Raw genomic sequence first — 13226 nt, forward strand, 5'->3', positions numbered from 1 at the left:
GTGCGCCCGCGCGTCTTCGGTGGGGGTCAGACGCCGGCGACGCTCTGGATCCAGGAGCGGTACGCCGTCACATTGGTGTAGGCGGTGGTGGTCTGACGGTCGCTCGTGGAGGCGACGCCCACCTGGACGCCGTTGGCCATCATCGGGCCGCCCGAGTCGCCGCCCGCGGTGATGCCGTTGCCGCGGCGGGCGCAGATCGCGGAGCCGTTGTAGGCGTCACGGCAGCCGCCGGTGACGATGACGTCGGCGACCTTGAGGTACCTGGACTGGCAGTTGGCCTCCGAACCGCACTGCGACGTGGCGCCCCAGCCATACACCTGCACGGTCTGGTTCACCGACACGGAGCCGGGCCGGCCGAGGGTCGCGTAGGTGCCGGGGACGGAGCGGTCGAGCCGGACGAGCGACAGGTCCGAGGACGCGTGGTTGTGGACGCTGACGCCGTTGGCGACCGTACCGCCGGTGCTCTGGTCGAGGCTGCCGATGCGGAACGAGAGCCCGCCGCCGCTGACGCAGTGCTTCGCGGTGAGGATCCAGGTCGGCGCGACGATCGTCGCGCTGCACGTCTGCCGGCCGTTGGAGAAGAGGCGGGCCGCCCAGGGGGCGTTGCCGGCGTAGCCGCCACCGATGATCGGCTGGGGATCGGTGCGGGGCGCGACGGCGGGGGCGACCGGGGAGGGCGACGTCTGCGCCACCGCGGTGGGAGCGAGCCCTAGGACGGAGAGGGCGGTGGCCGCGAGGGCGGGCACCAGTCTGGCTATTCGCACGTTCGTCTCCATTGTGTGGGGGTGGAACGTCCTCTGTGAGGACCTCGTGCACGCATAGGTATGCGGTGACGAAGGCACACTCGAGCATGGGTAGGGCTGTCGTGTGCATGCCATTGCTGGCCGTGGGCGAATCTGGCAGACGAGCCGCCGCCCCCGCAAGGGGTTGAATGCCGAAACTTCTCGGGCCGGGCCCCAGGGGCAGCACTTCGGCGCAACTTACCAGTCACATCACGGACGTTGAGCGGGTTTTCGGCGCGAGCACCCATGGCGCGGACGGCGCTCGGCGCGGGCTCCGGACGGGCGGCGGAGGTGTCGACCGACGGGCGGCCGCTGCGTCGCGCGGCCCGGATGTCACCCGACCACGACCCGGGGCTGGTGCCGCATAGACGTACACCTGGAAGCATGACCAAGCGAAATGCTGCGGCCTCCGCCGCCGGGCGCGGGAAATCGTCCGGACGGCGCACCGGTCGGACGCGCCACCGACCGGGGAACCGGCAGCGGGCCCCGGACAGGAGGGCGGCCCAGGGCCCCCGGCGATCGTTCTCAGCCGAAGGCGGTTCGCGCCGGAGCCGGTTTTCACCCGCGCGCCACGCCTGCGGCGGGCACCGGCAGACGCGGCGTCACCGGCCGGAACGCGGGCTCCCTTCCGCGTTTCGCCTGGACGAAAGGTGCGTCCTCCTCACCATCGACGGAATGATCTCTCCCCCTTTCCATTCCAGGATGACCACGTATTCCCCGGCGCCTCGCAATACGGATCCAGCCACACGCAACAACCCCTTGTGGCGTTCGTTCGCGCCTGATTAGGATCCCGCTCGTTTCCGTCCCTCCACCTTTTCTGCACAGTTTCGCCAAATTGGTGAGGTGCCCCGTGGAACGGCCCGTGTCAACCGCACCACCGTCCCACCAGAGGGCGGCGAAACATGATTTCCGGCTCCTCTGGTGGGCCAACGCCGCCGACGGCGTCGGCACCCAGGCCACGGGAGCCGTGCTTCCGCTGCTGCTTCTCGGGCTCGGGAACTCGCCCCAGGTCGTCGGCCTCGTCGCCGGGGTGTCCACCGCCGCCGGGCTCGTACTCGGCCCCCTGGTCGCCGTGCCCGTCGACCGGGGCGCGCGCAGGCGGGTGATGCTCGGCTCCGCCTCCGTGGCCGCCACCGCCATGGGGTGCGCCGCCCTCGCCCTGACCGCCGCCCGTCCGCCGCTGGGGCTGGTCCTCGCCGCCGTCCTGGTCGAACGGGTCGCGACCGCCTGCTTCGAGGCGGCCTCCCGCGGCACGGTCGCTCTGGTGTGCCCGCCGCCGGAACAGCCGCGGGCGGTGGGGCGGCTGGCGGCCGCCGATCAGGGCGCCCTGATCGTCGGGCCGGTCCTCGGCGGCGTCCTCTACCAGGCCTCCCGTGCGCTGCCGTTCGTCCTCGACGCCCTCTCCTACGCGGTCGGCGCTCTGTGCGTACGAGCGATGCGCACCGACCTCGGCGTGCCGGCGCCACGGGAGCGGGGCAAGGGGCTGCTGCGGGAGGGCGCGGCGGGACTGGCACTGGTGCGCTCCTCACCGCTGCTGCGCCTGGTACTGGTGTGGACCGCCACGGTCAACCTCGTGGTGGTGACGCTCTACTTCGGCGCCCTCTTCGCCCTCCAGCATGGCGGCCACGGCGGCGGTGTGCTCGGTGCCGTGCTGGCCGCGTCGGGCGCCGCCGGGCTCGCCGGCTCGCTCGCCGCGCCCCGGATCGCACGCCGATGGGGCGTCCCCCGCGTGGTGACCGGCGCGACCTGGCTGCTCGTCCCGCTCACCGGCGCGCTCGCCGCGGTCACGGCCGGCGCCACGGGTGTGGGCGGGGCGGGTGCGGGACCGTGGGCGGACCGGTGGACGCTCGCGTGGGCGTGCGGGGTGCTGTTCTGCCTGGTCTGCCTGCTGACCCCGCCGGCTTCCGTGGCGCTCCAGGCCCGGGCGATCCAGAGCACCGCACCGGCGTTGCAGGCGCGTACCGGCGCGGTCCTCGCCACCGCGACGACGGGCGCCGCGGCCCTGGCGCCCGTGCTCGCCGGGGTGCTCGCCGGCCGCGTGGCGACGTACGCGCCCGCGGTCCTGTGCGGTGTCACCCTGGCCCTGCTCGCGCTGCACACCCGCCGGCGGACCGTACGCGCGGCCCTGGCCAACGGTCCGGCCGGGCCCACGGCATCGGCGGAGGTGCCGGTATGACCGGCGGTTACCAGGTGTACCGGGCCGCGCTCCCCGAGGTGTGCGCCGCCGACCCGGCCAGGATGGTCTTCACCGCCGACGCCGACGGCCGTTGCGAGGTGTTCACCTGGGACGCCACCGTCCGCCGCGCCCGGCAGGTCACCCGGCGGCCCCGGGGCACGCTGCACGGGGCCATCGACCGTGACGCCCACGTGTGGTGGTTCGACGAGGACGAACACGGCCGCGGGCGCTGGTGGTTCCAGCCCTTCACCGGCGGCGCCGACCGGCCGGGGCTGACCGGCGTGCCGCCCGGCCTGCCCCGGGGCCTCGCCGTGAGCGACCACGGCACCGTCGCCCTCGCCCTCGGCGACGGGCGCGCCACCACCGTCCACCTCGGCCCGCGCGGCGGCGCCGCCCGCACGGTGGCGCGGATCCCGGGGCACGCCACGCTCACCGGCATCACACCGGGGGGCGGTCTGCTCGCCCTGAGCGGCGCGGGCGGCGTCACCGTACTCACCCCCGCAGGGACCGTCCGCGCCGTCCCGCCGGGCGGGGGCGACACCGGCCGCCTCTGGTCCCTCGGCTTCGCCCCCACCGGCACCGGCGATCCCACCGGTGCCGGCGACCCCACGGAACTGCTCCTCGTCCGCGAACGCGACGACCACTACGTGCTGTCGAGCTGGCGGCCCGCCACCGGAACCGTCACGCACGACTGGTGTGCCTTCGACACCGAGATCACCGCCCGCTGGGAGGACGGCGGGCGCACGGTCCTGGTCCGGCAGGACCGTCACGGGCGCTCCGCCCTCCACCGCGCCGACCTCACCGCGCGGACCCTCACCGCGGTGCCGACCCCGGCCGGCACCCTGCTGGACGCCGCCACCCGACGCCGGGGCGACCTGCACTACCTGTGGACCGCCACCGGCCACCCGCCCAGGCTGTGTTCCACCCACGGCACTCCCCTGCCCCCGCTGCCGACGGTGGCCGGACGGGTGCCCGGTACCCAGCGGGACGTGTGGACGCCGGGCCCCGACGGTCCGGTCCACACCCTGCTCAGCCTCCCCGACGACACCGGCGACACCGGCGCCCCCGAACGAGCCACCCACGCTCCGGCACCGGCGGTGTTCCTGGTGCACGGCGGCCCCGCCGACCACGACCGGGACGCCTACGACGGTGTCGTCCACTCCCTGGTCGCCTCCGGTTTCGCCGTCGCCCGCGTCAACTACCGCGGCTCGACCGGCTACGGGCCGCGCTGGCGGCGCGCCCACGGCCGGGGCGTCGGTCTCACCCAGGTCGACGACCTGGTGTCCGTACGGGCCGACCTCGTCGCCCGCCGGCTGATCCGCCCCGACGCCGTGGGGCTGTGGGGGACCTCCTGGGGCGGCTACCTCGTCCTGCTCGCCCTCGGCACGCGCCCCGGCCTGTGGCGGGCGGGGGTCGCCGTGAAGCCGGTCGCCGACTGCGCGGCCGCCCACCGCACGACCACCCCGGCCCTGCGCGCCCTGGACGAGCGGCTCTTCGGCGGCACGCCCGACGAGGTCCCCGAGCGGTACGCGCGCAGCTCACCGATCCACTACGCCTCCGAGGTCCGGGCCCCGCTGCTGGTGGCCGCCGCCACGCACGACGCCAAGTGCCCGCCCGGCCAGGTCCGCGGCTACCTCGCCGCGCTGCGCGCCGCCGGGGTCCGCCACGAGGCGATGTGGCTCGACTCGGGCCACGACGGCTACGACGGCGGCGACCACGTCGCCGTACTGCGCCGCGCCGTGGTCTTCCTGGACCACGAACTGCGCGGCCCGGCGCCCGGCACCGCACCCGGTCCGGCGCGCCGCCCCCGAACGCCCCGCTCCGCCCGGAGCGGGGAGCAACGCACCGCCGAACGCACCACGGAGAGGAGAACGACCCATGCAGAAGGACATCATCCACAACGACCCGCTCGCGGGTGACGAGGAGAACCGCAAGCCGAGCGTCGGCATCACCGTCACCGTCCCGTTCCGCAACGCCGAGGACGCGGAAGAGGACTGACCCCCGCCGGCCGGCCCGGCGGTGCACCGCCGGGCCGGCCGGTCCCCCATCCCGAGGAGCCGACATGCGTGTCCTGCTGGTCAACATGCCCTGGTCGCCCATCGACCTGCCGTCACTCGCCCTGGGAATCCTCAAACGGAGCGTGGACGAGCGCGTGCCCGGCGCCGAGGCCGAGGTCCTGCACGCCAATCTGGAATTCACCGACTGGATCACCGCCCGTACCGAGTTCACCGGCGACGATTACGAGTACTACGCCCTGTCGTCCTATTTCATGGGCTGCGGCGACTGGGTGTTCTCCTCCGCCCTCTATGACGATCCGCAATGGCGTGACGAGGAATTCACGAAGGTGATGCGCGGGAAACTCAAGAAGTCCCGCATGGCGATGACCCGCGCGCTGCACCGGGTGGTTCCCGAGTTCGTCGACGAGATCGCGCGGCGGATCGTGGCGTACGCCCCGGACGTCGTCGGGTTCACGTCCACCTTCCAGCAGAACACCGCGGCGCTCGCCGCCGCCCGCCGCGTCAAGCAGCTCGCCCCGCACATCGTCACCGTCATGGGCGGCGCCAACTGCGACGGGGCCCAGGGTGCGGCCGTGCACCGGAACTTCGCCTTCGTCGACCACGTCGTACGCGGCGAGGGCGAGGCCGCCTTCCCGGAGTTGCTGACCGCGCTGGCCGGCGGCCGGGACCTCGCCGGGGTGCCGGGTCTGTGCCACCGCGGCCCGGACGGGGAGAGCCTGGCCAACCCCATGGCCACCCGCCCGCTGCCGCCCGCCGCGATCCTGCCGCCCGACTACACCGGCTACTTCGAGCGCCTCGCGGCCTCCGTCGCCCGCAACTGGGTCGAGCCGAAGCTGGTCGTCGAGGGCGCCCGGGGCTGCTGGTGGGGCGAGAAGCACCACTGCACCTTCTGCGGGCTCAACGGCTCCTTCATGGAGTTCCGTTCCAAGAGCCCGGACACCTTCTACGAGGAGATCATGGAGCTGGCCCGCCGCCACCGGGTCCTGGACATGTACGTCGTCGACAACATCCTCGACATGGGCTACCTCACGACCGTCCTGCCCCGGATCATCGACAGCGAGTACGACCTGCGGCTGCACATCGAGATCAAGGCCAACATGCGCCGGGCGCAGCTCCGTACGCTCGCCGAAGCGGGGATGATCTACGTCCAGCCGGGCATCGAGTCGCTCAACCACAAGGTGCTGGACCTGATGGACAAGGGCGTCAGCGGCTGCCAGAACGTCCGGATGCTGCGCGACGGCGCGGAGACCGGCCTGTCCGTGGCCTGGAACTACCTCCACGGCTTCCCCGGCGAGACCGCGGGCGACTACGAACCGGTGATCGCCCAGATCCCGGCCCTGGAGCACCTCGACCCGCCGGTCGACCTGTCGGCCCGGATCGCCATCGAACGCTTCAGCCCCTACTTCGAGCGCCCCGAGCTCGGCTTCACCGGGCTGCGCCCCGAGGAGCACTACCGCTTCACCTACGACCTCCCCGAGGAGGAGCTGTACGACCTGGCGTACGTTTTCGAGGCCCCGGCCCGCGGCATCGGCGAGCCCACCGTCACGGCCCTGAACGACGCGCTGGCCGCCTGGAAGAAGCACCACGCCGACGCCCGGCTCACCCACGCCGACCTGGAGGACCGCATCGTCCTCGTCTCCCGCCGGCGGGCGTTCGCGTGGCGGACCCTGGAGCTGACCGACCCCTTCGAGCGGGCCGTCTTCCGGCTGCTCGACCAGCCGCACACCCCCGCGGCCCTCACCCGCAAGGCCGCCGTCAAGGCACCCGGCGCGGCGCGCGACGAGGCCGCCGTCCAGCGCCTCCTCGACTCCTGGCTGGAGCTCGGGATCGTCTTCCGGGACGGCGGCCAGTACGTCCACCTCGCGCCGGCGGCCGTCAACGAGGACCTGCTGCGGCTGGACTTCATGCGCCACGCGCACGCGGCGCCCGCCCGCGAGGGGGCGCCGAACCCCGAGCAAGAGCCCGAGCCCGTTCACGTATGACCGCGTCCCGTGGAGGAGAGAGCCGATGAGCACCACCCTCGGTCCGCCCGCCGTCCTCGCCTGGCGGGACTACGACCCCGCCGCCTGCGAGCTGCCCGGCATGTACCTCGGCGAGATCGCCCTGCCGGGCCCGCCGGCGGGTGAGAGCGACCGGCTGTGGGGGCTCGGCGCCCGCCGGGTGCGGCTGCCGGACCCCGTCGACCTCTCCGGTGAGCCGGACCCCGGGCGGGCCGCGTCGGCCGTGGGCGCGCTGAGCCTGGTGCGGGATCTGACCGCCCGGGCCGTGCTCGTCGAGTGGGACCTGCGGCTCGACCCGGCGGACGGGGACGGCTGGCAGGCGCTCAGCCACCTCCAGCCGCCCCGGCGACTCGAGGGCCCGGCGGGGGCGGACGAGGCGCTGCGCTCCTGGCGGCGCGGGCACTACCTGTGCAAGTGCCTGTGGCGCAAGGGTCCCGGCTTCGTGCAGATCCGTGACCGGCGCTGGGGCGAGCTGCGCCGCTTCACCGCCGACGAACCGGAGTACGCGGAGGCCATCGAGCGGCTCGCCCACGGGGCGCCGGCGGACTCGGTGCCCCGCGCCGTCCTCGACGACTTCCGCGGCGAGGCCCTCGTGCTGGACGTCGGGCCCCTCGCCTGGTGGCTGCCGTACCGGATCAGCCGCTGGCTCCAGGAGTCGATGACGATCTGACCGCGGACGACCGCACGCGAGGGAACCGGGGGTGGCGGCACGGATGCGCGAGCCGGTTCGCGCATCCGGGTGAGCGTGCGCTCGCCGGGGGTCTCAGGCCAGTGGGTCGTGGCCCCAGTTCATCAGGGAGTGCCGCCACCTCGTGTCCCGTACGTCGCCCGAGGGCCGCTGCGCCAGGTGCCGGCGGACGTAGCCGACGACCTTGCGCATGTGCTGGTAGTCGTCGTCCGACAGGTCACCCTTCTTCGACCGCTGGATCTCCACGATCCGGCGGCCGGAGGCGTGCCCGGTGGACTCCGCCCCGTCCTTCCCGTGCTGCCCGGCGCTGTGCGACTCGTCCGACTCCAGCCACTTCTCCAGCCCGGCCGGTGTCATGTTCACCAGCTCCCGGAACTGCTCCCAGGTCTCCCGGCGCTCCTCGTCGTCCACGCCGGCTCACTTCTTCTTCAGCGAGGACGGCTTGTGGACGGCGGACCTGCCGGACTTGGCGCTGCGCACCTGGTACTGCGGGTCGTCCGGGGAGGCGTCCACCGTGCGGCCCGCGGCCTCCGTGCGCTCGGTGATCTTCTTCTCCACCTCGCCCTCGGTCCGGCTGCCGTGGCTGCTCCAGGCCACCTTGTCGCCCTTCTTCAGCTTCTCGCCCTTACCGCGGTTCTTCGCCATGTCCGCGCTCCCTCTCGGAGTACTGGCGGCAGCGCCCTGCTGCCGCCCCTCCAGCGTGGAGGCATCTCCTCCGTCGCGCAGCTCACGGACGGGCGCGCGGGGGTCGCGGACCGGGGGTTCGCGGACCGGCCCTGATTCGGCCAGGGGGCGTGAATGCGCCTTCGGCCCGATTGCCCTTCTGATGCCGCGTGAGTTAGCCTGCGGCGTATTTTGTCGGACGGCAATGGTTAAGTGTCGAAAGAATGGCGTGAGGCCGAACGGAGCCCCGGGTGTGGCTCGGTTCGGTCCATTCGTTGCGGCATCGATTCGGAACGAGGTTGGTCATGGCTGAGACGGCGGTCGAAGGTTCCCGTACCGTGCCGCGGTCCCGGCCCTCTCGCGGGGGCGGCAAGGTGGGCGAGTCCGAGCTCCGGCAGTTGCTGGCCGGCCTCACGGCGGTGCGCGACGGGGACTTCGGCACCAGGCTTCCCGACGAGGAAGACGGGCTGATCGGCGAGATCGCCACCGTCTTCAACGGCATGGTCGACCAGCTGTCGCTGTTCACCTCCGAGGTGACCCGGGTGGCGCGGGAGGTCGGCACCGAGGGCACCCTGGGCGGGCAGGCGGTGGTGCCCGGGGTGTCCGGCACCTGGGCCGACCTGACCGACTCGGTGAACGCCATGGCGGGCAACCTGACGACCCAGGTCCGCGACATCGCCCAGGTGGCGACCGCGGTGGCCAAGGGGGACCTGTCGCAGAAGATCGACGTCGACGCGCGGGGCGAGATCCTGGAGCTGAAGGACACCGTCAACACGATGGTCGACCAGCTCTCCGCCTTCGCCGACGAGGTCACCCGCGTCGCCCGCGAGGTGGGCAGCGAAGGCCGGCTCGGCGGGCAGGCCGAGGTGCCCGGGGTCGGCGGTGTCTGGCGGGACCTGACCGACTCGGTGAACTTCATGGCCGGCAACCTCACCGACCAGGTCCGCAACATCGCACAGGTCACGACGGCCGTCGCGCAGGGCGACCTCTCGCAGAAGATCACCGTCAACGCGCGCGGCGAGATCCTGGAGCTGAAGAACACCATCAACACGATGGTCGACCAGCTCTCCTCGTTCGCCGACGAGGTCACCCGCATGGCGCGCGAGGTGGGAACCGAGGGGATCCTCGGCGGGCAGGCGGACGTCAAGGGCGTCTCCGGTACGTGGCGGGACCTCACGGACTCCGTCAACTTCATGGCCGGCAACCTCACGGCCCAGGTGCGGTCGATCGCCCAGGTGGCGACCGCGGTGGCCAAGGGTGACCTCTCGCAGAAGATCACGGTCACGGCCCGCGGCGAGATCCTGGAGCTGAAGAACACCATCAACACGATGGTCGACCAGCTCTCCGCCTTCGCCGACGAGGTCACCCGCGTCGCCCGCGAGGTCGGCACCGAGGGCCGGCTCGGCGGCCAGGCGGACGTCAAGGGCGTCTCGGGCACCTGGAAGGACCTCACCGAGTCGGTGAACGTGATGGCCGACAACCTGACGGCACAGGTGCGGTCCATCGCCGAGGTGACCACCGCCGTGGCCCAGGGCGACCTGTCGCAGAAGATCCGGGTCGACGCGCGGGGCGAGATCCTGGAGCTGAAGGAGACCATCAACACGATGGTCGACCAGCTCTCCGCCTTCGCCGACGAGGTCACCCGCGTCGCCCGCGAGGTCGGCACCGAGGGCAATCTCGGCGGTCAGGCGACCGTCCGGGGCGTGTCGGGCACCTGGAAGGACCTGACCGACAACGTCAACGTCATGGCCTCCAACCTGACCGGCCAGGTGCGGTCGATCGCCCAGGTGGCGACCGCGGTGGCCAAGGGTGACCTCTCGCAGAAGATCACCGTCGAGGCCAAGGGCGAGGTCGCCGCACTCGCCGGGGTGATCAACACCATGGTGGACACGCTCTCGGCGTTCGCCGACGAGGTCACCCGTGTCGCCCGCGAGGTGGGCACCGAGGGCCAGCTCGGCGGGCAGGCGCGCGTGCCCAACGTGGCGGGCACCTGGAAGGACCTCACCGACAACGTCAACTCGATGGCGAACAACCTCACCAACCAGGTGCGCAACATCGCCCTCGTCACCACCGCCGTCGCCAACGGTGACCTGTCGAAGAAGATCGACGTCGACGCGCGCGGCGAGATCCTGGAGCTGAAGACCACCATCAACACCATGGTCGACCAGCTCTCGGCGTTCGCCGCCGAGGTGACCCGGGTGGCGCGCGAGGTGGGCAGTGAGGGCCGGCTCGGCGGCCAGGCCGAGGTCGAGGGCGTGTCGGGCACGTGGAAGCGCCTGACGGAGAACGTCAACGAGCTGGCGGGCAACCTGACCCGGCAGGTCCGGGCCATCGCCGAGGTGGCGAGCGCGGTGGCCGAGGGCGACCTGACCCGCTCCATCACGGTCGACGCCTCCGGTGAGGTCGCCGAGCTGAAGGACAACATCAACTCCATGGTGGAGTCGCTGCGCGAGACGACCCTGGCCAACCAGGAACAGGACTGGCTCAAGTCCAACCTCGCCCGCATCTCCAGCCTGATGCAGGGCCACCGCGACCTGTCCGTGGTCGCGGAGCTGGTGATGGACGAGCTGACCCCGCTGGTCTCCGCGCAGTACGGCGCCTTCTACCTCGCCGAGGAGGCCGGCGCGGGGACCGAGCTGACGCTCGTCGGTTCCTACGGCCAGCCGGCGGACTTCACCGGGCACGCCCGGTTCAAGCTGGGCGAGTCCCTGGTGGGGCAGGCCGCGCGCAGCCGGCGGACGATCGCCGTCGAGCAGGTGCCCGACGACTACGTCAGCATCTCCTCCGGACTCGGCTCGTCCTGCCCGGCCAGCCTGATCGTGCTGCCGATCGTCGTCGAGGACCAGGTCCTCGGCGTCATCGAGCTGGCGTCGTTCGGGCCGTTCACCGCGGTGCACCGGGACTTCCTGGAGCAGTTGATGGAGACGCTGGGCGTCAACGTCAACACGATCGTCGCCAACGCCCGTACGGATGAACTTCTCGACGAGTCGCAGCGGCTGACGGCGGAGCTCCAGGCCCGTTCCGAGGAACTCCAGGTGCAGCAGGACGAGTTGCAGCGCTCCAACGCGGAGCTGGAGGAGAAGGCCGCGCTGCTGGCCGCCCAGAACCGGGACATCGAGACGAAGAACCTGGAGATCGAGCAGGCCCGGCAGGAGCTGGAGGCGCGGGCGCAGCAGCTGTCCCTGGCCTCCAAGTACAAGTCGGAGTTCCTGGCCAACATGAGCCACGAGCTGCGCACCCCGCTGAACAGCCTGCTCATCCTCGCCCAGCTGCTGGCGCAGAACCCGACGCGCAACCTGACCCCGAAGCAGGTCGAGTACGCGGGCATCATCCACTCGGCGGGGTCCGACCTGCTGCAGCTCATCAACGACATCCTCGACCTGTCCAAGGTCGAGGCGGGCAAGATGGACATCAACCCGGAGGTCGTGGCGCTGCGGCAGCTCCTCGACTACGTCGAGGCGACGTTCCGGCCCATGACGACGCAGAAGAACCTCGAGTTCACCATCAGCACGGCCCCCGGTGTGGCCACCGACCTGCTCACCGACGACTCCCGGCTGCGGCAGGTGCTGCGCAACCTGCTGTCCAACGCGGTGAAGTTCACCGAGCGCGGCAGCGTCGAGCTGCGCATCGAGATGGCCGTGGAGAGCGAGCTGCCCGCCTCGGTCCACCGGGGCCTTCCGGTGATGGCGTTCCGCGTCAAGGACACCGGCATCGGCATCCCCGAGCAGCACCTGGAGGCGATCTTCGGTGCCTTCCAGCAGGCCGACGGGACCACCAGCCGCAAGTACGGCGGCACCGGCCTGGGGCTGTCCATCAGCCGCGAGATCGCGCATCTCCTCGGCGGCGCGGTGACCGCCGAGAGCGCGCAGGGCCGGGGAAGCACGTTCACCCTGTACCTGCCGGTGACGCGGGCCGACTGGGAGACCACCGGCTTCGCGGCCGGGCCCGCCCTGTTCGCGGCGGACGAGACGCCCGATGCCGCGGTGAGCGTTCCGCCGGCCCGCCCCGCGCCCACGCCCCGGCAGAAGAGGCGGCTGCTGGTGGTGGAGGAGCGCAACAGGGGGCTGCTGTCCCTGGTCGCCGAGAGCGCGGTGGCCGATCTGACCGGCAACGGCGACCTGCCCAAGCGGTCGGCGGACATCGAGGTCATCACGGCGGTGGGGGCGCAGGAGGCGGCCGAGAGTCTGGCCGCCGGGCCGTTCCACTGCGTCGTGCTGGAACTCGACATGCCGAAGGACGCGGCCCTGCAGTTCCTGGACGCCATGGACGGGGACGCGGCGGGGACGACCGTGCCGGTCCTGGCGCACAACAGCCGCCGGCTGGAACGGGCCCAGGAGGAGAAGCTCGAGTCCCGGGCGCACACCCGGCCACTGGAGCTGATCTCCAGCCTCGACGAGCTCCGCGAGCGGATCGCCCTGCACCTGTCGGCGGAGGAACCGGGGGACGTCCTGCCGCTGGTACGGGCCGAGGAGACGCGCCGGCAGTCCTCCCAGCCGGTCGACGGCGCCCTCACCGGGCGTACGGTGCTGGTGGTGGACGACGACGCGCGCAACCTGTACGCCATCAGCGGCATCCTGGAGCTGCACGGCATCGAGGTGCTGCACGCCGAGGACGGCCGCAAGGGCATCGAGGCGCTCAAGGAGCACCCCGAGACCGATCTGATCCTGATGGACGTGATGATGCCGGAGATGGACGGTTACGCCGCCACCCTCGCGATCCGGGAGGACCCGGCGCACGCGCAGCTGCCCATCATCGCGGTGACGGCGAAGGCCATGCCGGGTGACCGGGAGAAGAGCCTGGCCTCGGGCGCCAGTGACTACGTGACCAAGCCGGTGGACGCCAACGACCTGATCGCCTGCATCCGGCGCTGGCTGTCCGCCTGAGGCCCTCGTATCCCCC

General features: G+C 72.2%; 8 protein-coding genes and 1 pseudogene. 6 read left to right on the top strand and 3 right to left on the bottom strand.

What is annotated here, in order from left to right:
* Window positions 1-26: 26 nt before the first annotated feature.
* Complete coding sequence (locus tag EIZ62_RS01665) at window positions 27-764, bottom strand: S1 family peptidase (protein WP_156690928.1); 738 nt, start codon at window positions 762-764, stop codon at window positions 27-29.
* 880 nt (window positions 765-1644) lie between these two features.
* Between EIZ62_RS01665 and EIZ62_RS01670 the strand changes: the two genes are divergently transcribed.
* The 4 genes from EIZ62_RS01670 to EIZ62_RS01685 all read left to right on the top strand — a co-directional run bounded on the left by EIZ62_RS01670 (window position 1645) and on the right by EIZ62_RS01685 (window position 7646).
* A complete protein-coding gene (locus EIZ62_RS01670; protein WP_244375361.1) occupies window positions 1645-2958 on the top strand; it encodes an MFS transporter in 1314 nt (437 codons plus the stop codon).
* On the top strand, window positions 2955-4877 hold the full coding sequence (locus tag EIZ62_RS01675) for an alpha/beta hydrolase family protein (protein WP_156690930.1): 1923 nt from the start codon (window positions 2955-2957) through the stop codon (window positions 4875-4877). The genes EIZ62_RS01670 and EIZ62_RS01675 overlap by 4 nt, the downstream gene beginning before the upstream one ends.
* A 143-nt stretch (window positions 4878-5020) precedes the next feature.
* Window positions 5021-6958: a RiPP maturation radical SAM C-methyltransferase gene (locus EIZ62_RS01680; protein ID WP_156690931.1), complete on the top strand. Its 1938-nt coding sequence runs from the start codon at window positions 5021-5023 to the stop codon at window positions 6956-6958.
* A 25-nt stretch (window positions 6959-6983) separates the two neighbouring features.
* Entirely contained in the window at window positions 6984-7646 is a 663-nt protein-coding gene (locus EIZ62_RS01685) for a DUF5825 family protein (protein WP_156690932.1), read from the top strand.
* A gap of 93 nt (window positions 7647-7739) precedes the next feature.
* On the opposite strand, the gene EIZ62_RS01690 is transcribed toward EIZ62_RS01685, so the two are convergent.
* Both EIZ62_RS01690 and EIZ62_RS01695 read right to left on the bottom strand, forming a co-directional pair.
* Window positions 7740-8075: a DUF3140 domain-containing protein gene (locus EIZ62_RS01690; RefSeq protein ID WP_156690933.1), complete on the bottom strand. Its 336-nt coding sequence runs from the start codon at window positions 8073-8075 to the stop codon at window positions 7740-7742.
* Window positions 8076-8081: 6 nt separating this feature from the next.
* Window positions 8082-8309 carry a hypervirulence associated TUDOR domain-containing protein gene (locus EIZ62_RS01695; RefSeq protein WP_156690934.1) on the bottom strand — a complete coding sequence of 76 codons (228 nt, stop codon included), beginning with the start codon at window positions 8307-8309 and terminating at the stop codon, window positions 8082-8084.
* A gap of 323 nt (window positions 8310-8632) precedes the next feature.
* On the opposite strand from EIZ62_RS01695, the pseudogene EIZ62_RS33010 reads away from it, so the two are divergent.
* A pseudogene (locus EIZ62_RS33010) lies at window positions 8633-8782 on the top strand (hypothetical protein); the annotation flags it as partial.
* A 186-nt stretch (window positions 8783-8968) separates the two neighbouring features.
* Complete coding sequence (locus tag EIZ62_RS01700) at window positions 8969-13210, top strand: HAMP domain-containing protein (protein ID WP_483030214.1); 4242 nt, start codon at window positions 8969-8971, stop codon at window positions 13208-13210.
* The last annotated feature ends 16 nt before the right edge of the window (window positions 13211-13226 follow it).

It is taken from the genome of Streptomyces ficellus (assembly GCF_009739905.1).
In the GTDB taxonomy this organism is placed as follows: Bacteria; Actinomycetota; Actinomycetes; order Streptomycetales; family Streptomycetaceae; genus Streptomyces; species Streptomyces ficellus_A.